This window comes from Amycolatopsis vastitatis, from assembly GCF_002234595.1.
Classification (GTDB): domain Bacteria; phylum Actinomycetota; class Actinomycetes; order Mycobacteriales; family Pseudonocardiaceae; genus Amycolatopsis; species Amycolatopsis vastitatis.
The window spans coordinates 342,292-368,679 of the sequence record NZ_NMUL01000023.1 but is presented as its reverse complement, the minus strand read 5'-3'; the positions used below and the strand labels follow the sequence as shown (position 1 = coordinate 368,679).

Here is a 26,388-nt window from a genome sequence, read left to right as displayed (position 1 = left end):
CTTATCGTTGTGCGGCGTGACCAGAGAAGCGCCGGTTGTCCTGTGGTTCCGCCGTGACCTGCGGCTCGGCGACCACGCCGCGCTGCTGGAAGCGTCCCGCCACAGCAGGCACGTCCTCGCGCTGTACGTCCTCGACGACGCGCTGCTGAAGCCGGGCGGTGCTCCGCGGACGGCGTTCCTCTACGGCTGCCTGGAGAAGCTGAACGAACAGCTCGGCGGCCGGCTGATGCTGGTGCGCGGCGATCCGGCGGTCGAGGTGGTCCGGGCGGCGCGTTCAGTGGGGGCGGCGGCGGTGCACGTGAGCACGGACTGTGGGCCGTACGGCCGCCGCCGGGATGCCTCCGTGGCGAAGGCGTTGGCGGAGAACAACATCGACTGGGTCGAGACGGGCTCGCCGTACGCCGTGACGCCCGGGCGCGTCACCAAGCCGGACGGCGACCCGTACCGCGTTTTCACGCCGTTCCACCGCGCTTGGACGGCGCACGGGTGGCGCGCCCCCGCCGATACCGGACCGTCCCTTGTGGACTGGGTGGAGCCACCGCGCTCGCTGAAGGTTCCGCGCCCGCCTCGTGTCGATGCCGAATTGCCCGAGCCGGGCGAGCGGGCCGCGCTGGACGCGTGGCACGCGTTCCTCGAGGACGGCGCCGAGACCTACGACACCGACCGCGACCGGCCGGATCTCTCGGGCACCACGCGGCTTTCGCCCTACCTGCGCTGGGGGTGCGTGCACCCGCGGACCCTGCTGGCGGACCTCGGCGACAGCGCGGGAGCGAAGTCGCTGCGGAGCGAGCTGTGCTGGCGCGAGTTCCACGCCGACGTCCTGTGGCACCGGCCCGAGACCGCGCGGGAGAACTACGACCGCCGCTTCGACGGGATGGAGTACGACGACGACCGCGAAGCGTTCGACCGGTGGTGCGCGGGCCGGACCGGCTACCCGATCGTCGACGCCGGCATGCGGCAGCTGCTCGCGGAGGGCTGGATGCACAACCGGGTGCGGATGGTCGTGGCGAGCTTCCTGGTGAAGGACCTGCACCAGCCGTGGTGGCTGGGCGCCCGGCACTTCATGAAGCACCTGGTGGACGGCGACCTGGCGTCGAACCAGCTGAACTGGCAGTGGGTCGCGGGCTGCGGCACAGACGCGGCGCCGTACTTCCGCATCTTCAACCCGACGACCCAGGGCGAGAAGTTCGACCCGGACGGCGACTACGTCCGCAGGTACGTGCCGGAGCTGCGATCCGTCGCGGGCAAGGCGGTGCACACGCTGAAGGACCGTCCCGAGGACTACCCGGCGCCGATGGTCGACCACGCCCACGAGCGCCGGGTGGCCTTGGAGCGGTACGGCAAGCTCTAGCCGCGCAGGGCCTCCGACAGCTTGATGCGGCTGCCGATGCGCAGGACGCTGTTGCCGTAGATCTTGCCGCCCAGCCAGGTCAGCAGCACGACGCACGCGACGGTCAGCGCCAGCGACAGCGCGATCTCCCAGCCCGCCGCCGCGCCCGTCGAGATGCGGGCCGGCATGAGGATCGGCGACAGCAGGGGGATCAGCGAGACGATCTTCGTCGCCGAGCCCGCGGGGTTCTGGACCAGCAGGTTGAACCCGGCGATGAACCCGACGACCAGGATGATGTTGAGCGGCCCGACCACCGACTGCGTGTCCTCCTGCCGGGAAACCAGTGAACCCAGCGCGCCGTAGACCGTGGCGTACAACAGGAATCCCAGCAGGTACCAGAGCAGGCCCCACAACACCGCGCCGGTGGCGAAGCCGGACAGGGTGAACACCCCGGTCGCCGTCGCGGCCCCCAGACCGACCGCGCCGAGGATGACCAGCTGGGTCAGGCCGACCAGGCCGAGCCCGATCACCTTGCCCAGCAACAGCTGCCACGGCCGCACGCTGGCGAGCAGGATCTCCACGACCCGGCTCGACTTCTCCTCGACGACGCCCTGGGCGACCATCATCCCGTAGGTGATGATGCTCATGTACAGCAGGAACGCGACGACCAGGCCGACGATCAGCCGCTGCGTGTGGTCCGCGGGCTCGGGCGAGATCGCGTCGTCCTGCACGTGGGTGCTGTTGACCCTGGCCATCACCTCCGCGGGCTCGAGCTGCGCGGACGACAGCACGCCGTCGAGCACCTGCTGCTGCGCGACCTGGTCGAGCACCCGCCGCAGCTGATCGTCCAAAGAGGACTTGTAGGTGGCGGTCAGCTTCGCCGCGCTGCCCGAGACGAGCGCGTCGAAGTCGCCGTCCGCCACCTTCTTCCGGCCCTCGGCCGGGTCGGTGACGACGACCGTGGTGATCTCCCGGCCCGAAAGCGCGGCTTCGGTCTGCAACTGCCGGGCGATCCCGATCGCCTGCCCGGTCAGCCCGACCGTGCTCTTGTCCGACGAACCGGCCAGCGCCGTCTGGAAGAAGACGTAACCCAGCAGCAACACCAGCAGGACCGCGGTACCGACCACGAACGACCGCGTCCGCAGCCGCGTGTTCAGCTCGCGCTTCAGCACGAGCCAGACGGCCCGGCGGGCACTCAGCCTCCTCATCGCGGTTCCCCCTTCTCATCTGCGCCATTCAAGGAAACGGCGTCGCGGAACAGCTCGGTCAGCGAGCGGCGACGGCGGCTGAACTCGGTGACGGGCCCGGTCGCCAGCGCCGCGGCGAGCACGGCCTGGTCGTCCGCGCTCGGTTCGAGGTCGAGCACGGTGGTGGCGCCGTGCTCCTCCAGCACGCGCACGCCGGGCAGTCCCGCGGCCCAGCCGGCGTGCGCCGCCGGAGCGGTCACGACGAGCTTGCTGCTCGCGCCCGCGGTCAGCTCGGCGACCGTGCCGACGGCCACCATCCGGCCGCCGCGGATGATCCCGACGCGGTCGCACAGCCGCTCGACGAGGTCGAGCTGGTGGCTGGAGAACACCACCGGCACCCCCGCCGCGGCCTTCTCCCGCAGGACCCCGCTCATGACGTCGACCGCGAGCGGGTCGAGGCCGGAGAACGGCTCGTCCAGCACCAGCACGGCCGGGTCGTGCACCAGCGCGGCGGCCAGCTGGACGCGCTGCTGGTTGCCGAGGCTGAGCTTCTGCACCTCGTCCTTGCGGCGGTCGGCCAGCCCGAGCCTGCCGATCCAGCTCTCCGCGTTGCGGTGCGCCTCGTTCGCGCTCAGCCCGTGCAGCTCGGCCAGGTAGACCAGCTGATCGAGCACCTTCATCTTCGGGTACAGCCCGCGTTCCTCCGGCATGTAGCCGATGTGCGTGCGGGTCTCGTGCGTGACCTTCGCGCCGTCGAAGCGGACCTCCCCGCCGTCGGCGGCCAGCACCCCCAGCACGATCCGCATGGTGGTCGTCTTGCCCGCGCCGTTGCTGCCGACGAAGCCGAACAGCTCCCCGGCGCGGACGTCGAACGAGACGCCGTCCAGCGCGACTTTCGCGCCGTAGCGCTTGGAGATCCCGTCGATCTCCAGAGTCCCCTCAGTCATTCCCCATCCCCTCCTCGAAGTCTTCGGGATCGTCGTCCGGCAGCGACCAGCCCAGGATGATCGACGGGATGGTGGTGCCGGTGACCAGCAGCGCGGACAGCATCACGGCGCCGCGGAACCCGCCGTCTTCGGTGTGGGCGACCACGACGCCGTAGATCATCGCGACGATCATCAGGTAGCTCAGGATCTGGAAGGCGACGTAGGTGACGCGATGGCGCCATTCGCGCTCGCGTTCGTCCAGCAACCGCGAGAAGCCGCCGCTCATCCGGCCGGTGAGGATCCGCAGCAGCACGAACGCGACGCCGCCGACGAGCGTGCTGCCCACCCAGAGGGCACCGAACAGCCGGTCGTCCCCCGTGCCGAAGACCGACGCGCCGGCGGCGAGCCCGAGGTCGGCGAGCGCGAGGATCGCGGCGAGGGCCCGGCGGTGCCGCCGGGTGCGCCAGCCGGGCAGCCGCTTGGCGTGCCGCAGCTCCCGTGCGTCCATCTTGTCCAGTTGGCGTTCCCAGTAGGCCGTGAGCCGGCCCTGCTGCTCGGTCATGCTCCCCCCTCGCGGTAGACCTGGGTGGACAGTGGCGTGAACGGTTCGCGGCTGAACACCGCTTCGACCGGCAGGTCGAACACCGCGCAGATCCGGAACGCCAGGTCCAGGCTCGGATAGTGGTCGCCCCGCTCGAGCGCCCCGATGGTCTGCGGATTGACCTCGACGGCGTTCGCGAGCGCGGCCCTGCTCATCCCGCGCTCGGCGCGGAGCACGGCAAGCCGGTTGTAGATCGGCAGCTCCTTGCCGCGTCTGACCGGACTCATGAACATACTGTTGCAAAAACCCAACAGCTCGTCAACTCAAGAGAACAAAGCAGAGCTGATCCGCGGTCGGCTCATGCGCCCCAATGTGGCGTTCGGTGCGTCTGACGCACCGAACGCCACATTGGGTGCGTCCAACGCACCCAACGCCACATTGGGGCGTTTGGGAGCCGGGTCTCAGGTCAGGCCGGCGAGCGACTTGTCGACAAGCTCGGCCACCCGCGCAGTCGCCGCGGCGGCGTCGGCGGGAATCAGCGACAGCCGTGTCCGGCGCTCCAGCACGTCCTCGACGTCCAGCGCCCCTTCGTTCCGGACCGCCCAGACGATCTCCGCCGCCGTGATCTCCGTTCCCGGGGCCACCGGCGCCGCGAACTCCGCGTCCAGCTCGCCGAGCGCCGCCACCCTCGGCGCTTCCGTGCCGTACCTGGCCACCAGCCGCGGCGCGGCGTCCACAAGGGACAAATCCGGCCGTGGAGCCGCGCCCAGCAGTGGCAACCGTGCTGTGCGGCAAGGGGAAGCGGAGAGTCCCGCCAGCCGCACGGCCGCGTCGACCGCGTCTTCGGCCATCCGGCGGTACGTCGTCAGCTTGCCGCCGACCACCGTCAGCAGGCCGTCCGCGCCGGCCAGGACCGCGTGCTTGCGGGACAGGTCCGCCGACCGGCCACCCCCGGCCACCAGCGGCCGCAAGCCGGCGAACGACCCGGCGACGTCCGCGCGGGTCAACGGGCGGGCCAGTACCGAGGACGCCAGCGAAAGCAGGAAGTCCACATCGGACTCGGGAACGACGGGTACGTCGGGGATCGGGCCGGCGATCGGTTCGTCCGTGAGTCCCAAGTAGACCCGGCCGTCCGGCTGGGGGAGCAGGAAGACGAACCGGTTGGTCTCGCCGGGCACGCCGATGTTCACCGACGTCGTCCCCATCGGCACCGTCCCCGGCGCGAGCACCAGGTGCGAGCCGAGTGACGGCCGCAGCCGCACCGCGCCGGTCAGCGTTCCCGCCCACACGCCCGTCGCGTTGATCACCTGGCGCGCGTGGATGTCCAGCGTGTCGCCCGAGACGCCGTCGCGGACGGTGACCCGGTCCGCGGACACCGACGACGCCGAAAGCCGCGTGAGAACGCGCGCGCCGAACGTCGCCGCCGTGCGGGCCAGCGAAACCACCAGCCGGGCGTCGTCGACCAAGGCGCCGTCGTAGGCCAGCAGAGCGCCGCGCAAACCGTGCGCGGAAAGCCCCGGGGCCAGCGCCAGGGCCTCGGCCGCCGGGATCTTGCGCGGCCGCGGCAGCACCGACGACGGCGTGCGCGCTGCCCGGCGGAGGCCGTCCCCGGCCCGCAGCGCGGCCGCGACGACGGCCTCCTGAACCCGCGAAGTGCCGGAGTACAACGGAAACAGCTGCGGCATGGCGCGCGTGAGGTGCGGTGCCGTGCGCGTCATCAGGATGCCGCGCTCCACGGCGCTTTCGTGTGCCAGGCCCAGCTCGCCGTGCGCCAGGTACCGCAGGCCGCCGTGCACGAGCTTAGAAGACCAGCGTGACGTCCCGAAGGCGAGATCGTGCGCTTCGACGAGCGCCACCGACAACCCGCGCGATGCCGCGTCCAAAGCGATTCCGGTGCCGGTGACGCCGCCGCCGACCACGACGACGTCGACGCGCTCGCCCGACGCCAGCGCCGCGAGCTCGCGTTCGCGGCGCCGCGCGTTGAGCGAGCCGGACGTCACGGCTTCAGCGCCGCGTCGAGCACGTGGGCGAACTCCGCCATCAACGCCTGCTCGCCGACGTCCGCGGTCGCCGGCCGCAGCGAGAACGCGAACGACTGGACCACCAGCAGCACCGACCGGGACTGCGCGGCGACCGGCGCCCGCCGGATCGAACCGTCCTCGTGGCCCGCCGCCAGCAGCTGGTGCAGCACCTTTTCGGCGAACTGCTGGGTCGCGCCGAGCCGCTCCACGATGTACGGCAGGACCAGTTCGGGGTCGACGTCGAGCAGGGTCCGGAACAGCGGATCGCCCGACAGCGCGCGGATCCCGGCCGCGGCGATCAGCACCAGGCGTTCGCGGCTGTTCGCGGCTTCGGCGCCGCGTTCGCTCGCCGTGCGCAGCAGCCCGCTGAACTCGCGCGTCATCAGGGCGGCGAGCACGCTGCGGACGTCGGGGAAGCGGCGGTAGACGGTCATCCGGCTGACCCGTGCGGTGCGGGCGATTTCGGCCAGTGTGGTGCGGCGCACACCGACGGCGAGCACGCACGCGCGCGCGGCGTCGAGCAGCACGTCATCGGCCACTCGCGTCGCCGTCTGCCGGTTCCGGGTGTCCGCGAGCGCGGAGGAACCCGCGGTCTGCGTAGTGTGACGTTTCACGTCCATGTGTCACACTGTAGTCGTGAACGTCCTCATTGACCACCGCCTCCGACGGTCATGGACGGCGGAAGCCGCCGACGCCGCCCCCTTGCCCGCGCGCGCGGCCGGCTGGCTTGAACAGCGTATAGGCCAAGTGGGGCCTGGCGCCGCCCCGGCGGCCGGAATGCCGGTGGAAATACCGTCACCAAAACTGGACGAATCTGCAGTCGTCGCGTTGTCAAAAGTGGTCGGTGCGGAGAACGTGCTGGTGGACGACGCGGAACGGCTGGCGCGGGCGACCGGACTGTCCTACCTCGACCTTCTGCGGCGGCGTTCGCCTTCCGCGGACTTCCCGGTCCCCGACGCGGTCGTGCTGCCCGCCGACCCCGAGGAGGTCCAAGCGGTACTCGACGTCTGCGTCCGGCTCGACGTCGGTGTCGTGCCCTTCGGCGGCGGCACTTCCGTCGTCGGCGGCGTCGCGGCGCTGCGGGGTGAGAAGGCGTCGGTGATCGCGCTCGACCTCGTCCGGCTCGACGCGCTGGTGTCGGTCGACGCCGAGTCGCGCATCGCCGTCCTGCAGGCCGGCGTCCGCGGTCCCGAAGCCGAACGCCTCCTCGGCGAGCACGGCCTGACGCTCGGGCACGTCCCGCAGTCGTTCGAGCGGGCCACGATCGGCGGGTTCGCGGCGACGCGCTCGGCAGGCCAGGCGTCGTCGGGTTACGGGCGGTTCGAGGACATGGTGACCGGCGTGCGGCTGGCGACTCCGCGCGGCGCGTGGAAGCTCGGCGTCGCGCCGGCGTCCGCGGCCGGGCCGGACCTGCGCCAGCTCGCGATCGGCAGCGAGGGAACCCTGGGCGTGATCACCGAAGTCGCGCTGCGGGTGCGGCCGGTCCCGCCGGTCCGGCGCTACGAGGGTTACGCGCTGCCCGGCTGGGCGGCCGGTGCCGAGGCGGTGCGGGATCTCGCGCAACACCACGCGCTCGCCGACGTCACCCGGCTGTCCGACGGCGACGAAACCGAGGTGTCGCTGGCGCTGAACGCGGGACTCAAGACGGCGGTGCTGCGCCGCTACCTCGCCGCGCGCGGGGTGCGGCGGCCGTGTTTCCTCATCGTCGGCTGGGAAGGCACCGCGCACGACGTGGCGCTGCGACGCCGCGAGACGACGCGGCGGCTGAAAGCGTCGGGCGCGGTGCGCGTCGGCAAGGCGCTCGGCGAGTCCTGGCGGCACGGCCGGTTCGCCGGGCCGCGCCAGCGTGACGCGTTGCTGGACCGGGGCGTCTGCGTCGAGACACTGGAGACGGCGACCTACTGGTCCAATGTGGACGAACTGCGCGACGACGTCCGCGCCGCCTTGACGGCGTCGCTGGGCCGGGCGATCGTCATGTGCCACATTTCGCACGCGTACGAAACGGGGGCGTCGCTGTACTTCACGGTGCTGACGGCCCGCGACGAAGCCGACCCGGTCGGCCAGTGGCAGCGGGCCAAGGCGGCGGCCTGCGAGGCGATCACCGGGCTCGGCACGATCTCGCACCACCACGCCGTCGGCGTCGACCACGCGCCCTATCTGAGCGCGGAGATCGGCGCGCTGGGCGTCGAAGTGCTGCGGGCGGCCAAGTCCGCGGTGGACCCGACGGGAATCCTCAACCCGGGCAAGCTGATCTAGGGGAAGGTGCGCCCGTCCGGCGGCGTGACGACGGTGCACGCGACGCCGGGGCCGTCGGCCGGTTCGCCTTCCAGTTCGGCGGCCTGCGCCTGCGGGACGTCGGCGGTGCGCACCGGCTTGCCGTCGACCAGCAGCGGGTACCGGATCGGCACCGCGCCGATGTAGGCCAGCACGTTGGTGACGCGGCTGCCGTCTTCGAGCGTGATGTCCGGGTCGGTCAGCCGGACCAGGTGGTAGCGGTGGCCGCGGCCTTCGCACCGGTCCAGCACCAGGAGCTGGTCCGGGGTCACGAACCAGACCGCGTGCTCCTCGACGCCGGGCAGTGCGGTCAGCGTCGCCGGCCGCTGGCCGTCGCGGAAGCGCAAGCCGGACGCCCACACCGCGGCGAGGCCGTCGCAGCGCGCGTGCGCCACCACGACCGGGCCCCGCAGGCCCAGTTCGGCGCGCATCCAGCTGATCTTCGACGGGTTCGCGTTGGAGCCGTAGGCGAGCACGGCCTGCCGGTCGCGCCAGCCGTCCGGCGCCGTGTCCAGCGGGTACCCGGCTTCGTTTTCGTGCACGAAGGAGAAGCCCGGCCGGGTCCCGGGATAGGGGTCGGCGGGGTAGTCCGCGTCGAGGAAGAGAGTCAGAACGTCACCACGCTGCGGAGGACGTCACCGTGGTGCATGCGCTCGAAGGCCTGCTCGACGCCGTCGACGCCGATCCGCTCGGTGACGAACTTGTCGAGCGGCAGCCTGCCCTGCAGGTAGAGGTCCACGAGCAGCGGGAAGTCGCGGCTCGGCAGGCAGTCGCCGTACCACGACGACTTCAGCGAGCCGCCGCGCGAGAAGAAGTCGATCAGCGGCAGGTCGTTCAGCCGCATCTCCGGCGTCGGGACGCCGACGAGGACGACCGTGCCGGCGAGGTCACGACCGTAGAAGGCCTGCCGCCAGGTCTCCGGACGGCCGACGGCGTCGATCACGACGTCCGGGCCGAAGGAGTTCGTGGCGTCCCGCATGGCCTCGACCACCTGCTCCTCCGTCAGGTTTTTGCTGTTCACCGTGTGCGTCGCGCCGAAGTCCTTGGCCCACTCCAGCTTCCGGTCGTCCATGTCGATCGCGACGATCGTGGTCGCGCCGGCCAGCTTCGCGCCCGCGATGGCCGCGTCGCCGACGCCACCGCAGCCGATCACCGCGACCGAGTCGCCGCGGGTGACGGCGCCGGTGTTGATCGCCGCGCCCAGCCCGGCCATGACCCCGCAGCCGAGCAGCCCGGCGACCGCGGGCTCGGCCTCGCGGTTCACCTTCGTGCACTGTCCGCTGTGGACGAGCGTCTTCTCGAGGAAGGCGCCGATGCCGAGGGCGGGTGACAGCTTGGTGCCGTCGGCCAGCGTCATCGGCTGGGCGGCGTTGAACGTCGAGAAGCAGTACCACGGCTTGCCGCGCTTGCAGGCCCGGCAGGTGCCGCAGACCGCGCGCCAGTTGAGGATGACGTAGTCGCCCGGCTCGAGATCGGTGACACCCTCGCCGACGGCCTCGACGACGCCGGCGGCCTCGTGGCCGAGCAGGAACGGGAACTCGTCGTTGATCCCGCCCTCGCGGTAGTGCAGGTCGGTGTGGCAGACCCCGCAGGCCTGCACGTTCACGACGGCCTCACCGGGCCCGGGATCGGGGACCACGACGGTCTCCAGCGAGACCGGCTCGCCCTTCGCCCGCGAAACGACCCCCTGGACCTCGTACGGCATGCGAATCCACCTTCCGGCTGCTGGTTCTGCCCGCAGCTTGCCACGGATCACGCGGAGATGGCGAGATCCGCATGGGTGGTTATGGCGCAACATGTTGCGCAATACGCAACTAACTGGAAATGGCTAGGTTGACGGCATGGCGTATGTGATCGGCCTTCCGTGTGTGGACGTGAAGGACCGCGCGTGCGTGGCCGAATGTCCCGCGGACTGCATCTACGAGGGCGCCCGGAGCCTCTACATCCATCCGGACGAGTGCATGGACTGCGGCGGGTGCGAGGTGGTCTGCCCGGTCGGGGCGATCTATTACGCGGAAGAACTCCCGGAGACGCTGCAGGAGCACGCTCGGGACAACGGCCGGTTCTTCACCGAGGTGCTCCCCGGGCGCGACGCACCACTGGGTTCTCCGGGTGGTGCGGCCGCGGTCGGCCCGCTGAACGTGGACACGAGGATGATCGCGGCGCTGCCGCCGCAGAGCCCGCGGTCGCTACCGCGCAAGAGGTCCCAGGGCGGCGGCAGCTGCTGCGCGGGTGAGCGGCAGGACTGAGACCGGCTCGGCCGGGTATGGCGGGTGTGCCTCCGGCCCCCGGTTTCCAGCTTATCGGGAGGGACCGACAGTTCCGGGCGGCTCCGGCAGGGTCATCGACGCGAGCTTGACCGGGTCGGCCACCGCCGCGATGCTCACGATCCGGCCGTCCGTCACCGTGAACGCCACCACCGAGAGCGGGGTGCCGTCTTCGCGCCAGGCCACCACGCCGGGCAGGCCGCCCACGAACACCCTTCGCCCGTCCCTGGCCGCGCCGAAGCGGGCGCCCGTCGCCACGTTCGTCGCGCCCAGGACCACCACCATGCCGTCCGGGGTGTCGATCGTCAGGCGCACGTCCGGGTCGAGCACCCGCAGGAGCTCCTCGAAGTCGCCGTCGTGGGCCGCCGTCAGGAACGCCTGGACCACCTCTCGCTGCTGCCGCCCGGCCGCCGCCGGTGGGGACGGGGTCCGGACCTTCCGGCGGGCGCGGCTGGCGAGCATCTTGGTCGCGCCGGCGGACTTGCCGAGGATGCGGCCGATCTCCTCGAACGGCACCGCGAACAGGTCGTGCAGCACGAACGCCAGCCGTTCGCTCGGTCCCAGCGTCTCCAGGACGACGAGCAGCGCGAGCCCGACCGAGTCGGCGAGGGCCACGTCCTCCTCCGGCGCGGTGCCGTCGTCGACCTCCACGACGACCTCGTCGTACGGCGCCTCGGGACGTGCTTGACGCGAGCGCAGCACGTCGAGGCTGATCCGGCCGACCACCGTGGTCAGCCAGCCTTCGAGGTTGTGGATCTCCGCCGCGTCCTGGCGGGAGAGGCGCAGCCACGCCTCCTGGACCACGTCTTCGGCGTCGGCCGCCGAGCCGAGCACGCGGTGGGCCACCGCGCGCAGGCGGTCGCGCTGCGTTTCGAACGTCTCGGCCAGCGTGTCGGGCATGTCGTTACCTTCCTCGGTTCCGCTCCGTCGTGGATATGACGGGCCCGGAGGGCCACAGGTAACCGATGGAGGAACGATGGAAGCACGGTTGAAGGGCTCAGGCGATCCCGAGGTGTTCGGAGCGATCCAGCAGCTGTTCAAGGTGGTGCACGGCGCCGGCCTCGATCCGCTGCTGCTCGACCTGGTCCACCTGCGGGCCAGCCAGATCAACGGCTGCAGCCCGTGCGTCCACGGGGGAGTCCACTCGGCGAAGAAGCGCGGCGAGACCGAGGAGCGGCTGCACAACGTGGTCGCCTGGCGCGAGACGCCGTTCTACACCGAGCCGGAGCGGGCCGCGCTCGCACTGACCGAAGCCGCCACCCGGATCCAGGACGGCGAGCCGGGCGTGACCGACGAGATCTGGGCGGCCGCGGCCAAGCACTTCGACGAGAAGCAGCTGTCCGCGATCACGCTGAACATCGCGCTCACCAACTTCTTCAACCGGATCAACCGCACGACCCGGCAGCAGGCCGGCGCGACCTGGTGAACACGGCGGGGCGCCGCGAGGCGCCCCGCCGGTCACGGTCAAGCCGGGGTGATGATGTACGCGATGCCGCCGGGGCCGCCCGCCACGCTGCCGTCCGCGCGGTAGCGCTTGGTGCGCTGCCAGATCTTCTCGAACTGGTCGCGCTTGTAGACGTTGCGCACCCGGTCGTCGCTGCTCGTCGCCGGGTCGTTCGCGATCACGTCGCCGTCCTTCGTGAACCCGACGACGACCATGATGTGCCCGGACGTGCCGTACCCCGCGCCGTCGAGCTCCGAAGCCAGGAACGACTGAGACGTGATCACCGGGATGCCGCGGGCGATGTAGTTCTCCAGCTCGTTCAGCGAGTGCAGCCGGGTGATGTGGCCCCGCAAGCCGCGCGATGCCGCGTAAGCGGTGTTGAACGGCCAGTTGCCGGTGCCGTCGTAGGCGTGGTCGTAGGTGTAGCGCGCCGCGAACGCCACCTGCGGGTCGACGTAGCCCGCCGGGATCCACGACATCTCTTCGGCGGACGGCTTCTTGCCCCAGTACTCGGCCACCATCTCGGTCGACGTCGGACTGCACCACGCTTCGCCGCCCCCGCCGTACTGCGGGAACTGTCCCTTGTGGAGGTTCTGCGCGTACGCGGGCACCTTCAGCTCGATCCCGGTTGCGCGTCCCGGCTTCGTCGGCTGCACCTCGAACCGGTCCGGCACGACCGAGGTCATCGCGCCCAGCAGCGTCACCGACGGCGTCGCGCCCGATCCGGCTTCGCGGTACAGGCTGATCCGCAGCTTGTACGACTTCAGCGTCACGCCGGTCTTCATCTCCAGCGTGTCGACGTCCACCGTGGCGTTCGCGTCGTCCTGGCCGTCGACGCTGGTGCGGAGGATGTCCGCGTCGCCGCTGGCCCAGCGGCCCATCACGTACCACGCGGTTTCGGCGCCCGCCGACGTCCGGCCCTGCGCCTCGACCTGCAGCCACGTCTTCGACGGCGTGCGCGCGTTCCACGACGCCACCAGCTGGGTCGCCCCGAAGCCCTGCCGGTACGACGGAGACGTCCACTGGCCGTACTCGTACGTCCTCGTGGTGCCGAGTTCCGGCTCGGTGTGCTCCACCGTGCCGATCGGGTGCGTGATGCGCAGGCCGTCCCGGGTCAGGCTGACCCCGGCGAAGCCGCCTTCGTGGAAGCGGCCGCCGGTCCATTCGTGGTAGTCGATCGCCTCGTCGTCGCCGGGCCGGGCGGGTCGCGCCTCGGCGGCCTGCGTGGTTACCGCGGTCAACACGACCACTGACAATAAGGTGAACAACTCGCGTACCCGCATCCCGGCTCCCTGATAGGCCCACCCAGTAGGCAGGGATTTTCGCCGGTTCGGCCGGGTATGTAAACAGGTACCTACAGGACGGCCTGAGTCTGTGTCACTTTCGCGACCAACTTGCCGTCGTCGTCGTGGATTTCGGTCTCCACCACGACGAACTTGCGCCCGGCGTGCAGTGGTCTGGACGACGCAACGGCGTAGCCCGAACGCACCGCGCGCAGGAAGTTCGTCTTCGATTCCACGGTCGTGGTGCCCTGCCCGCCCTCCGGCAGGTTGAGGAACGCGCACACGGCGCCGGTCGAGTCGGCCAGCGCCATGAGCGCGCCCCCGTGCAGCGCGCCGCCGAGCGTGCAGAGGCTCTCGTCCCACTTCAGCCTGCTCCGGACGAGTGCGGGCCCGTGCTCCAGGACTTCGACGCCGAGGCGTTCGGAGAACGGCATGGAGCGGTGGAAGAGCTGGGTGCCCTCGGGATCGGTCATACCCGGCAGCTTGCCCGAAGAGCCGCCGCCGGGCGATGACCTCCGAGGTAACTTCAGCTCAGCGGGTTGACGAGCAGCAGTTCGGTGTTGTGGTCCTCGGCCGCGCCGACCCGCCCGAGGTTGGCGTGGATGTCGTTGTAGGACAGTTCGCGGTACAGCGACGCAAGCGCTTGCGGTGTCCGGTCGTCGTAGTCGGCGGCGTACGGTGCCTCCGCCTCGATCAGCGTCGTGAACAGCGACAACGTGCCGTCGGCGTTGTCCGCGACCTCGACGATCCGGGCGTGCTGCGGGAAATCGACGTGCGACGCGGTGTTGATCTCCCAGAACCCCTGCTGCGGGGTGTTCCCGGCGTGCGGCGTGATCTTGTTGAGGTGCGTGTGGCCGTTGACCCAGGCCAGCACGTTCGGGAACCGCTTGAGCAGCGCGACGAACGCGTTGCCGTCCAGCCGCGGGTCGAGCAGGTGGCGCGAATCCGGCAGGAGGTTGCCCATCGTGCCGCTGGTGTGGTGGCTGAACAGGATGAACAGCTCGTCGCTGACGGCGTGGGTGACCTTGCGGCCGAAGAAGTCGTAGTACGCCGAGCTGTTGCGCTTGAGCGTCGACTCGACCCAGCTGTACTGCGCGAGGCCGATCGAGCCGTCGGCGAACCCGGCGTCGGTGGTGGTGTCGAGGCTGATCCCGGTGATGCCCGGCGCGATCCGGAAGGTGTAGTAGACGTTCTGGCCGTCGGCGTTGGCGCTGGTGAAGCCGTGCCCGACGGGACCGGGGCCGGTGTTGGCCGTGTCGAGGTGCGCGCGGACGAACTCGGCGGTGCCGAACGGGCGGCGCCGCGCGTCCGGCGTGACCTCGCGGATCGTCCCGGAACCGCCGAACAGCTCGGAAACCGGGACGCTGGAGCCGTTCTCGATGGCGTCGGCGAGCTTCTTCGAGGTGGCCTCGTCCTTGCCGACGACCTTGTACCCGCCGGTGTACCAGGCATCGATGCCGGGGATGTGCGCCGGCAGCGAGCCGACGACGCTGTCGTCGTGGTTGCCGAAGGTGCAGAACCACGGCACGTCGAGGCCCGGTGCGGTGAACGTCTTCATGCCCGCTTCGAGCAGGCCCGGCAGCTGCGGGAAGCCCTTGGCGGTGTAGGCGTCCTGGCCGGGGGTGGCCGGGTTCCAGAACTCGTGGTTGCCGGAGCTCTGGACGCCCTCGTAGGTGTTCGGGTCGCCGGAGTTCGGCGTGACGCTGCCGCCGTTGAGGACCTTGAGGAACCAGTCGAGTTCGATCAGCTCGTGGTTGTCGGTGTTGTCGCCGGTGGTGACCATGAGGTCGAACGGCCGCCCCGTGAACGGGCCCTGCCGCACGCTGTTGACGCGTTCGACGAGCGCGCTGGTGGCGACGGTGCCGAGCGCTTCCTGCGGCCGGTGCGCGGAGCCGATGAAGGAGTGCAGATATTCGAACCGCGCGGGGCTTTCGGCGTCGGTGATGTGGAGGTCGGTGAACTGCACGAACGCGCTGAGGGCCCGGCGCCGGTCGTCGCGCCCGGTCTTCGGGGTGGCGAGGTCGCTCCGGACGACGAGCGGCCAGCCGGGGCCGGCTTGGAGGCGGGTGTACTTGTCGCCCGGGGTCACGGCGGCCGCGACCTGCTCGAGGGTGGTGCCCCCGGTGGTCACCGAGCGCGCGGTGGTGAGCCGCAGGGCGCGGTCGAGGGCGTTCGCGGTGGGCGTGCACAGCAGGAGCCCGATCCCGGCGGCGCCCGCGGTGGCGAAGGTGCGACGGGTGAGTTCGGCCATGTGTTCGCTCCCCAGTCTGCTCGGTTGACCGGCACCATGCCGGACGTGGGTGGACGCGGGGTGAACGTGAAAAACATTCACCGTGACAGTTCAATCCACCTTGTCACAGCGTTCGGGGTGGGGTGTACCGCCGAAGGTCGTGGTCATTTCCGCCGCTGGGTGCGGCCACGGGGAGGCTCAGCAGGCGATGCCGCACGCGGTCCCGGCCGCGGCGAACAGGCCGAAGAAGAACAGCATGATCACCAGTGCCGGGATCACCGCGATGATGCCGCACACCAGGCCCGCGATGCCCATGCCCTTGCCCGTGTAACCCGGCCGGTCGGCCTGGAGCATCCCGGCCCACGACAGGCCGATCGCCAGGAAGCCCAGGAGCAGGTCGAGGAAGGGGACCCAGAACGTGACCAGGGCGACGATGCCGACGACCATGCCGGCCACCGCCATGCCGCTCGTGCGCAGCATCGGGTACGCGGCCATCGGGTACGGCTGCGGGGCGTACGGCTGGGCCGGGTACGGCTGCGTTCCCCATTGTTGTTGCAGCTGCGGCACCGGCGCCGACGGCGGGTACTGCTGCCACGCCGGGTCGACCGGGGCGGGTACTTGCCGCTCCGGCTGGTAAGGGTCGAAGCTCGTCATGCCGCCCCCAACGTTCGCCGTCCACTGCGGAGTCGCCGTGGAGACTCCGCACGTTACTCAGCCCTTCAGGCCCGACTCCGCCACCCCGCGCACGAGATATCGCTGCAGGAACGCGAACAGCAGCACGATCGGCAGGATCGACACCGCCGCCGCCAGGAACACCAGGTTCAGCTGCGGGTTCTGGGCCGTCAGCAGGCCCGACAGCGCCACCTGGACCGTCCACGAGTCCGGCGACTGGGCGATGATCAGCGGCCACAGGAACGCGTTCCAGCTGCCGATCACGGTGATCGCCGCGATCGCGGCGAAGAACCCTTTCGAGTTGGGCACCACGATCCGCCAGAAGACACCCCATCTGCTGAGCCCGTCCACCCGGCCCGCTTCCTCCAGTTCGCGCGGGAAGTCCAGGAAGTACTGGCGGAACAGGAACACGCTGAACGCGCTGAACAGCCCGGGGATCACCAGGCCGCGGAAGTCCGACAGCCAGCCCAGCGACGAGACCACCACGAAACTCGGCACGAACGTCACCGACGTCGGGATCATCAGCGTCGCCAGCACCGCGTAGAGCACCGGCCGCGAGTGCCGGTACGGGATTCGGGCCAGGCCGTAGCCCGCCAGTGAGCAGACCACGAGCAGCCCGGTCGTCTGCAGCACCGCCACGACAGCCGAGTTAAGCAAGCTGCGTGCGAAGGGCACGTCCGGCAGGGAGAACAGGCGGCCGAGGTTCTCCCAGTGCACAGTGGACGGAAAGAGCGTCCACTGTGGAGCGGTAATCTCGGCTCGTGACGCCAGGCCGTTGCGCAGCAGCAGGTAGAACGGCAGCAGGAACAGCACCGCCGCCACGATGAGGGAAGTCCAGCGGAGAAACGCCCTCACGACGCACGTCCGAAGCGGAACACCCGGCCCTGCAGCAGGGTCACCAGCGCGATGATCAGCGCCAGGATCACCGCACCCGCGCTGCCGCGGCCGAGGTCCTGGCCGCCCGAGCCGAGCGAGGTGTAGTACAGGTAGACCAGCGGTGGCCGCGCGAACGGCGGGTAGCCGCGCGCGTCGCCCATGATGTTGTAGAACTCGTCGAACGCCTGGTACGCGTTGATCAGGTTCAGCAGGAGCACCGCCACCGCCGTCGCGCGCAGCTGCGGCAGCGTGATGTGCCGGAACACCTGCCACCCGGGTTTGGCGCCGTCGAGCCACGCCGCTTCGTAGAGCTGGGCGGGGATCCGCTGCAGCGCCGCGATGAAGAGGATCATGTAGAACCCCAGCTGCAGCCACAGCCGTGCCGTCACCAGCACGACCCAGTACAGCGGCGGGTGCACCGTCCCGGTCCACGCCACCGGGTCCACGCCGAAGACCGCCAGCACCGTGTTCGCCAGTCCATATCGGACACCGGAGAACAACGACGTCTTCCAGATCAGCGACGCCACGACGTACGAGCACGCGAACGGCAGGAAGAACACCGACCGGAAGAACGCCCGCGCGAACCGCAGCTGGTGGACGCCGAGCGCCAGCGCGAGCGACAACACGAACGTCAGCGGCACGATGAACAGCGCGAACACGCTGAACGTGCCCAGGCTCGACAGGAACGGCTCGTCGGTGAGCATGTGCGCGTAGTTGTCCAGCCCGACGAACCGCGTCGGCGTGACCGTGTTGCGCGCGTCGAAGAAGGACAGGTACGCGCTCCAGCCGATCGGCAGGTACGCGAAGATCGCCAGGCCGATCAGGAACGGCCCGACGAACAACCAGAACGCGCGCGCATCGCGCCCCTTCATCCGAACAGGCGCTTCAGCTCAGCGCGAGCCACCTCAACGGCCGTCTTGACCTGCTCGGCCGGGTCCGCCCCGTCCTTCGCGATCTTCGCGACCGCGTCGGACAGCGCCGTGTTCGCCTGCTGCGTCCACACCGGGCCGCCGACGAGGTGGCTGTTCTCCCTGACGAACCGGGCCGCGTCGGCGGCCGGCCCGGACTTGAGGTTGTCCGCGCGGTCGATCAGGCTTTGGCGGGCCGGCACGTGGAAGCCGAACTTCGTCGCGAACTCCAGCTGGGCGGCCGTGTTGTCGATCCAGAGCCATTTCACGAACGCCTTGGCCTCGGCGACGTGCGCGCTCTTGGCGTTCACCATCGCGCCGTACGCGCCGACCGGCACCGACGGCGCGCCGCTGCCGTCGAGGCGCGGGAACGGCAGCACGCCGAAGTCGTCGTCGAACGCGTCGCGGATCTTCGGCACGTTCCACAGCCCGGTCCACTGCATCGCGGTCAGCCCGTCGATGAACGCGCCCGGGTCCGACCAGTCCGACGGCGCGCCGAGCAGCAGGGAACCGTTGGCGTTCAGCGTGTGCAGCTTCCCCAGCGCGGTCGCCGCGCGGGGGTCGTCGAAGCCGACCTCGCGGTTGCCGTTCTTCAGGTAGTCGAGGCCGGCCGACCACAGCAGCGGCCCGGTGAGCACCCCGACGCCGCCGTCATTGCCCGCGAAGAAGCCCTTGACGCCGTCCTTCGTGAGCCTCGCGGCCGCGTCGACCAGCTCGTCGACCGTCTGCGGCGGCTGCACGCCCGCGGCCTGCAGCAGGCTCTTGCGGTAGAAGAGCACCTGCGTGTCGGTCGCCTGCGGGACGCCGTAGACCTTGCCCTCGACGGTCTGCGCGGCCAGCACGGCCGGGCTGAAGTCGCCCTTCACCGGCGCGACGACGTCGTCGAGGGCGACGACCTGGTTCTGGCGCACCCAGTCGATCTTGACCTGCGCCTCGAAGACGTCCGGCACCTTGCTGTTCTGCAGCGCGGTGACGATCTTCGAGTCGTAGTCGCCCGGGTTCCACTGGACGTTCACGGTCGCGGCCGGGTAGGTCGCCGCGTACCGCTTGACGGCGTCCTGGACGCCGTCCTCGCCGTACGCGTGGTACCACTGCTGGAGCGCGACCTTCGGCGTGTCCGACGGCGGCGGGCCCGCCGAGTACGCCGTCGACGGCGGCGGGGTGCCCTGCCGCCCGGTGTTCGACCCGCATGCCGTCGCCAGCGCGCCCATCCCTGCGAGCGCGAGGAAACTCCGCCTGTTTCGCTGCATCCCCAGAACCCCTCCGACGTGCTCTGAAGGCCACCATAGGGGGGTCAGGGTCCCCCATGGTGACCACCAGAGGCGTGAAGACTCGCCGGAGATTTACCCGTTAGAGCTGGGCGATGTCGAGCTTTCCCTCGGAGTAGGACGCGCGGATCCGCTTCTTGTCGAACTTGCCGACGCTGGTCTTGGGCACTTCGTCGACGAACGTCCAGTTCTCCGGCAGCTGCCACTTCGCGACCTTGTCGGCCAGGTAGTCCCGCAGCTCCTCCGGCGTGACGCTCTGGCCCTCCTTGAGCACGACGGCGACCAGCGGCCGCTCGTCCCACTTCTCGTCGGGGATGCCGACGACCGCCGCCTCGGCCACCGCCGGGTGGCCCATCACCTGGTTCTCCAGGTCGACCGAGGAGATCCACTCGCCGCCGGACTTGATGACGTCCTTGGCGCGGTCGGTCAGCGTCAGGAAGCCGTCCGGGCTGATCTTGCCGACGTCGCCGGTGCGCAGCCAGCCGTCGTGGAACTTGTCCGGGTCGACCTCCGCGCCGCCGTAGTACGACGCCGCGATCCACGGGCCCTGGACCTCGAGCTCGCCGACGGCCTCGTTGTCAAAGGGCAGCACCGCGCCGTCGTCGTCGATCAGCCGCGCCCGCACGGACGCCGGGAAGCGGCCCTGGGTGTAGCGGTACTTCCAGACGTCGTCGCCGGTCGCGGACGCCGGCGGCCGGGCGACGCTGCCCAGCGGCGAGGTCTCGGTCATGCCCCAGGCGTGCAGGATCGGGACGTCGTGCCGCTCCTGGAAGGCGTGCATCAGCGACGGCGGCACCGCGGACCCGCCGACGACGACCTCGCGCAGGTGCGAGATGTCCTGCGGGTGCGCTTCGAGGTGGGCGAGCAGGCCCTGCCAGACGGTCGGCACCGCGCCGGCGAAGGTCGGCTTCTCGGCGGCCAGCATCGCCGAGATCGGCGCGGGCTGGAGGAACCGGTCCGGCATCAGCAGCGACGCGCCGACCATCAGCGACGCGTACGGCAGGCCCCACGCCATGGCGTGGAACATCGGCACGATGGCCAGGGCCTTGTCGTGCTGGGCGAGCTTCATGCTGTCGGTCATGCAGACCTGCATCGAGTGCAGCCAGATCGACCGGTGTGAATAGGCGACGCCCTTGGGGTCACCGGTCGTGCCCGAGGTGTAACACATCGCGGCGGCCGAGCGCTCGTCGACGTCGGGCCAGTCGAAGGTGTCGGGCTGGGCGGCCAGCAGCTCGGCGTAGGAGTGCACCTCGACGCCCTCGGGAGCTTCGAGGGACGCGGCGTCGCCGTTGGCCACGATGACGTGCCGGACCGTCTTGAACTGCGGCAACTGCTTCGCCAGCAGGGGGACCAGGGTGCCGTCGACGATGATGACGTGGTCCTCGGCGTGGTTGGCGACGAAGACGAGCTGCTCGGGGAAGAGCCGGATGTTCAGGGTGTGCAGCACGGCGCCCATCGCCGGGACGGCCAGGTAGGCGGCCATGTGCTCGGCGTTGTTCCACATGAACGTGCCGACACGCTGGTCGCCTGTCACGCCGAGGCTCCGGAGCGCGTTCGCGAGACGGGCGGCGTGGCGGCCGAGGTCGCCGTAGGTCTCGCGACGGGCTTCTGAACCGGTCCAGGTGATGACTTCGCTCGCCGAGTGCACCGATGTGCCGTGACGGAGCAGGTTCGCCAGCGACAGCTGGCCGTCCTGCATGGTGCTCAACATGGTCGCTCCCGGGGGTCGTTCGCCGGTGAACTGGGGTTGCGCCGACTCTAGTGCGGATCGGGTGAAGCGGGCATGGTCAACAACGGCTCCGTTCGGTCACGGTCGTCGCGCGATCGGGCGACGACCGGACGATGATCAAGATCATCAATATTTCGGCTTTTCCTTATGTGCAAGGAAATGTGCACGAGAACAGTGCGTAACGGAAGCTCCACTTCCGGGTGAGAGAGGCCACGCCGGACACTTCTTGGGAGCGTTTCCGCAGGCCGGAGCGGGTTGCCCGCTATCACCTCCGGGGGTAATAAGTGCGTGTCGGTTGCACAGCCATGAAGCGGGTGGCGTTTACTGGGCCCGTGGCAAGAGACGGCTGAACAGCGCTTGCAGGAGCAAGCACTCGTAAAAGCTGTCGGCCGCGAAAGCGGAGACCTGAGAGGAAAGGACACTACGTTGGCTCTGCCTACGTTGACTCCGGAGCAGCGCGCCGATGCCTTGGCCAAGGCCGCCGAGGCTCGCAAGGCGCGTTCGGAACTGCTTGCGTCGATCAAGTCCGGCAAGGAGAGCATCGAGAAGGTGCTCAAGCAGGCCAAGGAGAACAAGACCATCGGGAAGACGAAGGTCACCCAGCTGCTGAAGGCCGTCCCCGGCCTCGGCGCGGTGAAGGTCGCCGCCCTGCTCGAGCAGGCCGGCATCGACCCGGACCGGCGTGCGGCCGGCCTGGGCGAGCGCCAGCGCGAGGCGCTCATCGACGCGCTCAAGTAGCCCGTCACCTGGAGCTCCACGCGAGGGGAGTGTCGCTCGTGACACTCCCCTCGCGGATCTCCCGAAGCCTGGGACGCTAGGTCTTGTGAGTTCTCCTGACCCGGCAACCCCGGCTGACCTCGCCGCCCGCTACCAGCGAGGCGACTTCCTCTTCACGACGGCCGAGCGCGCACTCCTCGCGCAGGGCGCGATCCGGACCGTCACGGAGACGGACCCCCGGCGGCTCGCCTCGGTGATCCCGGGCGTCCTGGCCGAGACCGGCGCTCCGCTGGCCGTCGGCGTCCTGCCGTTCGACACCGGGCCCGACACGAAGGTGCCGGGTCACCTCGTCGTACCTCGGACCGTCCACCGGTCCTCGGGGGTGCCTTCGTTGTCGCGTGAGGTTCTCCCGGCGCCCGTGCGGGTGCGTGCGGTGCCATCGCCTGAGCAGCACATGGCGGCCGTGCGCTCCGCGGTTTCCTTTTTGGCTGCCCGTGACCTGCGGAAAGCCGTTCTGGCGCGCGCCCTGGACCTCGAATTCGCGGCGCCGGTGCCCGCCGAGAGCATCGTGCGGAACCTGGCGGTCGGCAATCCCCGGCACTTCACGTACGCGGCCGAGCTGCCCGGCGGGCGGTCGCTGGTCGGCGCCACCCCCGAGCTGCTGCTGCGCCGCACCGGCCGCACGGTGTTTTCTTCGCCGCACGCCGGTTCGATGCCGCGCTCGGCCGACCCGGTCACCGACCGCGCGAACGGCGAGGCGCTCCGGACGTCCCGCAAGGACCAGCTCGAGCACGCCGTGGTGATCGACTACGTCGTCGAGGCGCTGCGGCCGTTCTGCCGGAGCCTGGACGTGCCGGCGGGCCCGGAGCTGGTGACGACGCCGGCGATCTGGCACCTGCGCACCCCGATCACCGGCGAGCTGGCCGACCCGGACGTCACGGCCCTCGACCTGGCGGCGGCGTTGCACCCGACCCCGGCGGTCTGCGGCACCCCGACCGAGGGCGCGCGCGAGCTGGTCCAGGAGCTGGAGCCGTTCGACCGCGACTACTACGCGGGCGCGATCGGCTGGGTCGACGCGGCGGGCGACGGCGAGTGGGCGGTGGCGATCCGCTGCGCCGAGATCGCGTCGACGTCGATGCGGCTGTACGCGGGAGGCGGCATCGTGCCGGCGTCGGAGCCGCGGGCGGAGCTGGACGAGACGACGGCGAAGTTCCGCACGCTGCTGACGGCGATGGGCCTGGAGGACGTCGCTTAGGGGACCCAGTGTTCCTCGGTGACCGACAATTCCTCGGTGGTCAGCACCGCGATGGCCGCGCGGTAGCCGTCCGCGGCCTTCAGGTCCGCCAAGCGGGTCGTCGCCGGGTTCAGGGCCGCGTCGCCCGAGAAGACCAGGCGGGCCGGTTCGTCGTGGCGGGAGAACGTGATGCTCTTCAGCGGGATGCGCAGGCCCTTGCCGGTGGCCTTCATCACCGCCTCCTTGCGGGTCCAGTAGACGAAGAACGCCGCCGCGCGATCCTCCTCCGGCAGGCCCGCCAGCGACGCCGTCTCGGCCGGGCTCAGCGCGTACTCGATCAAGCCGTCGTCCGCGCGGCGGGTGGCCGTTTCGACGTCGAGGCCCACCGGCATCGACGGCGTCGCCGCGAGGCCGATCAGGTCGCCCGAGTGCGAGATCGACAACGCCAGGTCCGCGCCCGGGATCCGCGGCCGCCCGTGCGGCTTGCCGCAGTCTTCGCAGGTCGCGTCGAACTTCACCGACTCGACCGGGACGCCCAGCCGCTCCGCCGCGACCGTCTTCGCCAGGACGCGGCCGGTGAGGAACCGCCGCTTGTCCGCCTCCTGCCGGTACGCGGCGAACCGGCCCTGCTCGACCTCGTCCAGCAGGCGCATGAAGCGATCTTCGGCGGGCAACGGCGCTGACCAGCGGACCACGATCTCCATCACGCCTCCGATCTTTCCGGGCCCGGCAGCCGTTGTCACGGTTTCCGGCCTCAGACGTGGGCGTGCCCGATGACGGCCGGTGCGGGAGCGGTGCGCCAAGCCGCGCGGTCGGCGGTCACCACGCCGAAGGCGATCAGGCACCACAACGCGCCGGTGAGCCAGTCCATCCGGTCGGCGTCGGCACCGCTGAAGCCCAGCGCGGCGTAGCTGATCGAGCCCTGGGCCACGTGGAAGACCAGCGCCATCAGGGCACTTCCGCCGGTGCGGTTGACCAGCCACACGTAGACCAGGGTGATCGCGAAGGTCACGACGAGGCCGAACGGGGCGAGCAGGCCCGAGGTGACCAACGGCAGGTGCCACAGCGCCACCACCACGCCGAGGGTGGTGCCGGCGCGGAGCGGCGACCACTTCTCCTGCAGGCGCGGCAGCGCGTAGGCCCGCCAGCCCGGCTCTTCGCCGAGCGGCCCGTCGAGCGGGTTGACGAACCGGATCGCGGCGACCAGCCCGAGGTCGGTCCAGGCCAGGTTGCCGAGGCCGGGTGCGGGAGCACCCCAGAGCGTCACGTTGGCCAGCGACGCGACCGCCAGCACGGCCAGGGGCATCGCGACGGCGACGGCCCACCAGGTCCAGCCGACCCGCCAGTGCGTCAGCCGCGCGAAGAGGTCGCGGTAGCCGGCCCGGCCGTCGGCGACGGCGATGACGACGATCGCCGCGACCACCGGTCCACAGGCGAAGAAGGGTGTCGGAGAGATGCCGGCGATGTAGAACGGCCAGGCCCACCAGGAAACGGCGAAGGCGAGACCGAAGAACACGGTGAGGCGGTGGCGGCGGGTCCACGCGGTGATCGCTGACATCGGTTCCTCCCGGAGGCTGGGTTCCGGTCAACAGTGGGCCCGGGAGCAGACGCGCCGGTAGCGGGCGGTCCCCGGCGCCGGGTGAGGGTTTCCCCGGTGACCGCCAGGGTTTTCCCGCTGCCGACGCGGTGGGTGCGGCGGCCACAGTGGCCTCTCGACAGCACCACGAGGAGGAACTCATGATCGAAACCCGCGGGCTCACCAAGCGCTACGGCCCGACGCTCGCCGTCGACGACCTGTCCTTCACCGTCCGGCCCGGCCGGGTCACCGGCTTCCTCGGCCCGAACGGCGCCGGCAAGTCGACGACCATGCGCATGGTCCTCGGGCTGGACCGGCCGACGTCGGGGCACGCCCTGATCGGTGGCAGACCTTACGAGGACCTGCGGCACCCGCTGCGGGAGGTCGGTGCGCTCCTGGACGCGAAGTGGGTGCACCCCAACCGGTCCGCCCGCGCCCACCTGCGCTGGCTCGCCCGGTCGAACCGGTTGCCCGCCGCCCGGGTCGACGAGGTGCTCGACCAGGTCGGGCTGACCGCGGTCGCCGACCGCCGCGCCGGCACCTTCTCGCTGGGCATGTCCCAGCGGCTCGGCATCGCCGGTGCGCTGCTGGGCGACCCGGGTGTGCTGCTGTTCGACGAGCCGGTCAACGGGCTCGACCCGGAAGGCATCGTCTGGATCCGCCGGTTCATGCGGGACCTCGCCGCCGAAGGCCGCAGCGTGCTGGTGTCCAGCCACCTGCTCCCCGAGATGGCCCTCACCGCGACCGACCTGGTCGTCATCGGGCGGGGCAGGCTGATCGCCGAGAGCTCGACCGCCGAGTTCGTCGACGGCGCCGTCACCTCGACCGTGCGGGTGCGCAGCCCCCAGCTGCTCGAACTCGCGGAAGTCCTGCTGCGGGAAGGAATCGACGTGCAGGCCGAGCCCGAAGACGACGAGGCACTGGTCGTCTCCGGCACCGGCATCGCCCGGATCGGCGAGCTGGCCGCGGGCGCCGGGGTGGTGCTGCACGAGCTGGCTCTGCAGCGCGCGTCGCTCGAAGAGGCGTTCATGCACATCACCGGGCACGACGTCGAGTACAGCGCCGGCGGATCCGCCGGCGACCGGAACGACTCCGCGGTGCTCGCCGCGGCGGGAAGGTGACTCCCATGTCCCTCATCGCAGCCGAACGGATCAAGCTGACGTCGATCAGGTCGCCGTGGTGGTGCGCCGCGTTCGGTGTCGCCGCCACCATCGGCGTGGGTTCGATTTCCATGGCGGGCAACGAGGACACCGGCTTTTCCGGTGTCCCGTCGACCCAGCTCGGCTACGGCCTGGGCATGGCCGTGGTCATGGTGATGGCGACGCTCGCGGTCACCACGGAGTACTCCGTCGGCATGATCAGGACGACGTTCCTGGCCGCGCCGGCCCGCGGCGCGGTGCTGCTGGCCAAGACGCTGGTCGTCGCGCTCGCCGCCGGGCTGGTCGGGCTGCTCTCCGCGTTCGGCAGCTGGGCGCTGGGGCTGGTCCTGATGCCGGGCCGCGACCTCGCGCTGCACGGGCTGGCCGAATGGCGTCAGGTCGGCGGGGTCGGCCTGGTCTACCTGGTGGCGGCGGTGTTCGCCGTCGCGGTGGGGATCCTGGTCCGGCACACCGCGGGGGCGGTGGCGCTGGTGCTGACCTGGGCGCTGATGGCCGAGTCGCTGCTCGCGATGATCCCCGGGTTCGAGTCGGCGGCCCGCTGGCTGCCGTTCCAGGCCGCCAAGCAGTTCCTGCTCAGCGGCCCGCCCGCGGACGGCGCGGCGCTGATCGAACAGCCGTGGGCGGCGATGGGCTACTTCGCGGCGGTCAGTGGCGGTCTGCTGGCGATCGCGATCGCGGTGGCCAAGCGCAGGGACGCCTGAGACGGACCAGGTGGCCGGATCCGGGAACGGGTCCGGCCACCTCG

At 70.7% G+C, this 26,388-nt stretch carries 26 protein-coding genes and 1 pseudogene; 8 read left to right on the top strand and 19 right to left on the bottom strand.

The window, feature by feature from the left end; genetic code table 11:
* Window positions 1-16 precede the first annotated feature (16 nt).
* Complete coding sequence (locus CF165_RS24485; RefSeq protein ID WP_093949872.1) at window positions 17-1,351, top strand: cryptochrome/photolyase family protein; 1,335 nt, start codon at window positions 17-19, stop codon at window positions 1,349-1,351.
* Here the strand turns inward: CF165_RS24485 and CF165_RS24480 are convergent.
* The 6 genes from CF165_RS24480 to CF165_RS24455 all read right to left on the bottom strand — a co-directional run bounded on the left by CF165_RS24480 (window position 1,348) and on the right by CF165_RS24455 (window position 6,544).
* Window positions 1,348-2,538 (bottom strand): ABC transporter permease, encoded by a 1,191-nt coding sequence (locus CF165_RS24480; RefSeq protein ID WP_093949871.1) that lies wholly within the window; start codon window positions 2,536-2,538, stop codon window positions 1,348-1,350. The genes CF165_RS24485 and CF165_RS24480 overlap by 4 nt on opposite strands.
* Window positions 2,535-3,464, bottom strand: coding sequence for an ABC transporter ATP-binding protein (locus tag CF165_RS24475; protein WP_093949870.1), 930 nt, complete (start codon window positions 3,462-3,464; stop codon window positions 2,535-2,537). Before CF165_RS24475 ends, CF165_RS24480 begins: the two co-directional genes overlap by 4 nt.
* On the bottom strand, window positions 3,457-4,005 hold the full coding sequence (locus tag CF165_RS24470; protein ID WP_093949869.1) for a hypothetical protein: 549 nt from the start codon (window positions 4,003-4,005) through the stop codon (window positions 3,457-3,459). The genes CF165_RS24475 and CF165_RS24470 overlap by 8 nt, the downstream gene beginning before the upstream one ends.
* The gene (locus tag CF165_RS24465; protein ID WP_093949947.1) at window positions 4,002-4,271 is read right to left on the bottom strand and encodes a helix-turn-helix transcriptional regulator; all 270 of its coding nucleotides are present in this window, start codon (window positions 4,269-4,271) and stop codon (window positions 4,002-4,004) included. The genes CF165_RS24470 and CF165_RS24465 overlap by 4 nt, the downstream gene beginning before the upstream one ends.
* A 174-nt stretch (window positions 4,272-4,445) precedes the next feature.
* A complete protein-coding gene (locus tag CF165_RS24460; RefSeq protein ID WP_093949868.1) occupies window positions 4,446-5,984 on the bottom strand; it encodes a glycerol-3-phosphate dehydrogenase/oxidase in 1,539 nt (512 codons plus the stop codon).
* Window positions 5,981-6,544, bottom strand: a complete 564-nt coding sequence (locus tag CF165_RS24455) for a TetR/AcrR family transcriptional regulator (protein WP_093949946.1) — start codon at window positions 6,542-6,544, stop codon at window positions 5,981-5,983. Before CF165_RS24455 ends, CF165_RS24460 begins: the two co-directional genes overlap by 4 nt.
* Before the next feature lie 238 nt (window positions 6,545-6,782).
* Between CF165_RS24455 and CF165_RS24450 the strand changes: the two genes are divergently transcribed.
* A complete protein-coding gene (locus CF165_RS24450) occupies window positions 6,783-8,261 on the top strand; it encodes an FAD-binding oxidoreductase (RefSeq protein WP_439098518.1) in 1,479 nt (492 codons plus the stop codon).
* Here CF165_RS24450 and CF165_RS24445 read toward each other — a convergent pair.
* Together CF165_RS24445 and CF165_RS24440 are read right to left on the bottom strand one after the other, a co-directional pair.
* Window positions 8,258-8,821 (bottom strand): gamma-glutamylcyclotransferase family protein, encoded by a 564-nt coding sequence (locus CF165_RS24445; protein ID WP_093949866.1) that lies wholly within the window; start codon window positions 8,819-8,821, stop codon window positions 8,258-8,260. The two genes, CF165_RS24450 and CF165_RS24445, sit on opposite strands and share 4 nt — an antisense overlap.
* A gap of 65 nt (window positions 8,822-8,886) precedes the next feature.
* Window positions 8,887-9,984: an S-(hydroxymethyl)mycothiol dehydrogenase gene (locus CF165_RS24440; protein ID WP_093949865.1), complete on the bottom strand. Its 1,098-nt coding sequence runs from the start codon at window positions 9,982-9,984 to the stop codon at window positions 8,887-8,889.
* A 136-nt stretch (window positions 9,985-10,120) separates the two neighbouring features.
* Here CF165_RS24440 and fdxA point away from each other — a divergent pair.
* Window positions 10,121-10,456 (top strand): annotated as a pseudogene (gene fdxA, locus CF165_RS24435) (ferredoxin); the annotation flags it as partial.
* Window positions 10,457-10,579: 123 nt separating this feature from the next.
* Here the strand turns inward: fdxA and CF165_RS24430 are convergent.
* Entirely contained in the window at window positions 10,580-11,446 is an 867-nt protein-coding gene (locus CF165_RS24430) for a sigma-70 family RNA polymerase sigma factor (RefSeq protein ID WP_093949863.1), read from the bottom strand.
* 76 nt (window positions 11,447-11,522) lie between these two features.
* On the opposite strand from CF165_RS24430, the gene CF165_RS24425 reads away from it, so the two are divergent.
* Window positions 11,523-11,972, top strand: a complete 450-nt coding sequence (locus CF165_RS24425) for a carboxymuconolactone decarboxylase family protein (protein WP_093949862.1) — start codon at window positions 11,523-11,525, stop codon at window positions 11,970-11,972.
* 38 nt (window positions 11,973-12,010) lie between these two features.
* Here CF165_RS24425 and CF165_RS24420 read toward each other — a convergent pair whose 3' ends face one another.
* The 8 genes from CF165_RS24420 to CF165_RS24385 all read right to left on the bottom strand — a co-directional run bounded on the left by CF165_RS24420 (window position 12,011) and on the right by CF165_RS24385 (window position 20,938).
* A complete protein-coding gene (locus CF165_RS24420; RefSeq protein WP_205660957.1) occupies window positions 12,011-13,273 on the bottom strand; it encodes a C39 family peptidase in 1,263 nt (420 codons plus the stop codon).
* A gap of 71 nt (window positions 13,274-13,344) precedes the next feature.
* Window positions 13,345-13,746 carry a PaaI family thioesterase gene (locus CF165_RS24415; protein WP_072476116.1) on the bottom strand — a complete coding sequence of 134 codons (402 nt, stop codon included), beginning with the start codon at window positions 13,744-13,746 and terminating at the stop codon, window positions 13,345-13,347.
* Between the two features lie 53 nt (window positions 13,747-13,799).
* The gene (locus tag CF165_RS24410) at window positions 13,800-15,524 is read right to left on the bottom strand and encodes a TIGR03767 family metallophosphoesterase (protein ID WP_093949860.1); all 1,725 of its coding nucleotides are present in this window, start codon (window positions 15,522-15,524) and stop codon (window positions 13,800-13,802) included.
* A gap of 177 nt (window positions 15,525-15,701) precedes the next feature.
* Window positions 15,702-16,157 carry a DUF4190 domain-containing protein gene (locus CF165_RS24405; RefSeq protein WP_205660956.1) on the bottom strand — a complete coding sequence of 152 codons (456 nt, stop codon included), beginning with the start codon at window positions 16,155-16,157 and terminating at the stop codon, window positions 15,702-15,704.
* Window positions 16,158-16,214: 57 nt separating this feature from the next.
* Window positions 16,215-16,997, bottom strand: a complete 783-nt coding sequence (locus tag CF165_RS24400; protein WP_093949859.1) for a carbohydrate ABC transporter permease — start codon at window positions 16,995-16,997, stop codon at window positions 16,215-16,217.
* Window positions 16,998-17,026: 29 nt separating this feature from the next.
* Entirely contained in the window at window positions 17,027-17,923 is an 897-nt protein-coding gene (locus CF165_RS24395) for a carbohydrate ABC transporter permease (RefSeq protein WP_093949858.1), read from the bottom strand.
* Window positions 17,920-19,209: a sugar ABC transporter substrate-binding protein gene (locus CF165_RS24390; RefSeq protein WP_093949857.1), complete on the bottom strand. Its 1,290-nt coding sequence runs from the start codon at window positions 19,207-19,209 to the stop codon at window positions 17,920-17,922. The genes CF165_RS24395 and CF165_RS24390 overlap by 4 nt, the downstream gene beginning before the upstream one ends.
* A gap of 100 nt (window positions 19,210-19,309) precedes the next feature.
* Entirely contained in the window at window positions 19,310-20,938 is a 1,629-nt protein-coding gene (locus CF165_RS24385) for a long-chain fatty acid--CoA ligase (protein ID WP_093949856.1), read from the bottom strand.
* A 444-nt stretch (window positions 20,939-21,382) separates the two neighbouring features.
* Here CF165_RS24385 and mihF point away from each other — a divergent pair, with 444 nt between their 5' ends.
* Complete coding sequence (gene mihF, locus CF165_RS24380; protein ID WP_026468624.1) at window positions 21,383-21,694, top strand: integration host factor, actinobacterial type; 312 nt, start codon at window positions 21,383-21,385, stop codon at window positions 21,692-21,694.
* 85 nt (window positions 21,695-21,779) lie between these two features.
* On the top strand, window positions 21,780-22,928 hold the full coding sequence (locus CF165_RS24375; RefSeq protein WP_093949855.1) for an isochorismate synthase: 1,149 nt from the start codon (window positions 21,780-21,782) through the stop codon (window positions 22,926-22,928).
* Here CF165_RS24375 and CF165_RS24370 read toward each other — a convergent pair.
* Window positions 22,925-23,611: a 4'-phosphopantetheinyl transferase family protein gene (locus tag CF165_RS24370; protein ID WP_205660955.1), complete on the bottom strand. Its 687-nt coding sequence runs from the start codon at window positions 23,609-23,611 to the stop codon at window positions 22,925-22,927. The two genes, CF165_RS24375 and CF165_RS24370, sit on opposite strands and share 4 nt — an antisense overlap.
* A gap of 50 nt (window positions 23,612-23,661) precedes the next feature.
* On the bottom strand, window positions 23,662-24,465 hold the full coding sequence (locus CF165_RS24365) for a CPBP family intramembrane glutamic endopeptidase (RefSeq protein ID WP_093949853.1): 804 nt from the start codon (window positions 24,463-24,465) through the stop codon (window positions 23,662-23,664).
* A 179-nt stretch (window positions 24,466-24,644) separates the two neighbouring features.
* Here CF165_RS24365 and CF165_RS24360 point away from each other — a divergent pair, with 179 nt between their 5' ends.
* Both CF165_RS24360 and CF165_RS24355 read left to right on the top strand, forming a co-directional pair.
* Window positions 24,645-25,604 (top strand): ATP-binding cassette domain-containing protein, encoded by a 960-nt coding sequence (locus CF165_RS24360; protein WP_093949852.1) that lies wholly within the window; start codon window positions 24,645-24,647, stop codon window positions 25,602-25,604.
* 5 nt (window positions 25,605-25,609) lie between these two features.
* Window positions 25,610-26,344 carry a hypothetical protein gene (locus CF165_RS24355; RefSeq protein ID WP_205660954.1) on the top strand — a complete coding sequence of 245 codons (735 nt, stop codon included), beginning with the start codon at window positions 25,610-25,612 and terminating at the stop codon, window positions 26,342-26,344.
* Window positions 26,345-26,388 lie beyond the last annotated feature (44 nt).

Excerpts from the sequence above, each read along its gene's own strand:
- CF165_RS24480 (WP_093949871.1), bottom strand. The coding sequence starts at position 2,538 with ATGAGGAGGCTGAGTGCCCGCCGGGCCGTCTGGCTCGTGCTGAAGCGC.
- CF165_RS24425 (WP_093949862.1), top strand. The coding sequence starts at position 11,523 with ATGGAAGCACGGTTGAAGGGCTCAGGCGATCCCGAGGTGTTCGGAGCG.
- CF165_RS24420 (WP_205660957.1), bottom strand. The coding sequence starts at position 13,273 with ATGCGGGTACGCGAGTTGTTCACCTTATTGTCAGTGGTCGTGTTGACC.
- CF165_RS24355 (WP_205660954.1), top strand. The coding sequence starts at position 25,610 with ATGTCCCTCATCGCAGCCGAACGGATCAAGCTGACGTCGATCAGGTCG.
- CF165_RS24385 (WP_093949856.1), bottom strand. The coding sequence starts at position 20,938 with ATGTTGAGCACCATGCAGGACGGCCAGCTGTCGCTGGCGAACCTGCTC.
- CF165_RS24415 (WP_072476116.1), bottom strand. The coding sequence starts at position 13,746 with ATGACCGATCCCGAGGGCACCCAGCTCTTCCACCGCTCCATGCCGTTC.
- CF165_RS24465 (WP_093949947.1), bottom strand. The coding sequence starts at position 4,271 with ATGAGTCCGGTCAGACGCGGCAAGGAGCTGCCGATCTACAACCGGCTT.
- CF165_RS24450 (WP_439098518.1), top strand. The coding sequence starts at position 6,783 with ATGCCGGTGGAAATACCGTCACCAAAACTGGACGAATCTGCAGTCGTC.
- CF165_RS24390 (WP_093949857.1), bottom strand. The coding sequence starts at position 19,209 with ATGCAGCGAAACAGGCGGAGTTTCCTCGCGCTCGCAGGGATGGGCGCG.
- CF165_RS24360 (WP_093949852.1), top strand. The coding sequence starts at position 24,645 with ATGATCGAAACCCGCGGGCTCACCAAGCGCTACGGCCCGACGCTCGCC.
- CF165_RS24470 (WP_093949869.1), bottom strand. The coding sequence starts at position 4,005 with ATGACCGAGCAGCAGGGCCGGCTCACGGCCTACTGGGAACGCCAACTG.
- CF165_RS24395 (WP_093949858.1), bottom strand. The coding sequence starts at position 17,923 with ATGAAGGGGCGCGATGCGCGCGCGTTCTGGTTGTTCGTCGGGCCGTTC.
- CF165_RS24365 (WP_093949853.1), bottom strand. The coding sequence starts at position 24,465 with ATGTCAGCGATCACCGCGTGGACCCGCCGCCACCGCCTCACCGTGTTC.
- CF165_RS24430 (WP_093949863.1), bottom strand. The coding sequence starts at position 11,446 with ATGCCCGACACGCTGGCCGAGACGTTCGAAACGCAGCGCGACCGCCTG.
- CF165_RS24370 (WP_205660955.1), bottom strand. The coding sequence starts at position 23,611 with ATGGAGATCGTGGTCCGCTGGTCAGCGCCGTTGCCCGCCGAAGATCGC.
- CF165_RS24440 (WP_093949865.1), bottom strand. The coding sequence starts at position 9,984 with ATGCCGTACGAGGTCCAGGGGGTCGTTTCGCGGGCGAAGGGCGAGCCG.
- CF165_RS24410 (WP_093949860.1), bottom strand. The coding sequence starts at position 15,524 with ATGGCCGAACTCACCCGTCGCACCTTCGCCACCGCGGGCGCCGCCGGG.
- CF165_RS24475 (WP_093949870.1), bottom strand. The coding sequence starts at position 3,464 with ATGACTGAGGGGACTCTGGAGATCGACGGGATCTCCAAGCGCTACGGC.
- CF165_RS24405 (WP_205660956.1), bottom strand. The coding sequence starts at position 16,157 with ATGACGAGCTTCGACCCTTACCAGCCGGAGCGGCAAGTACCCGCCCCG.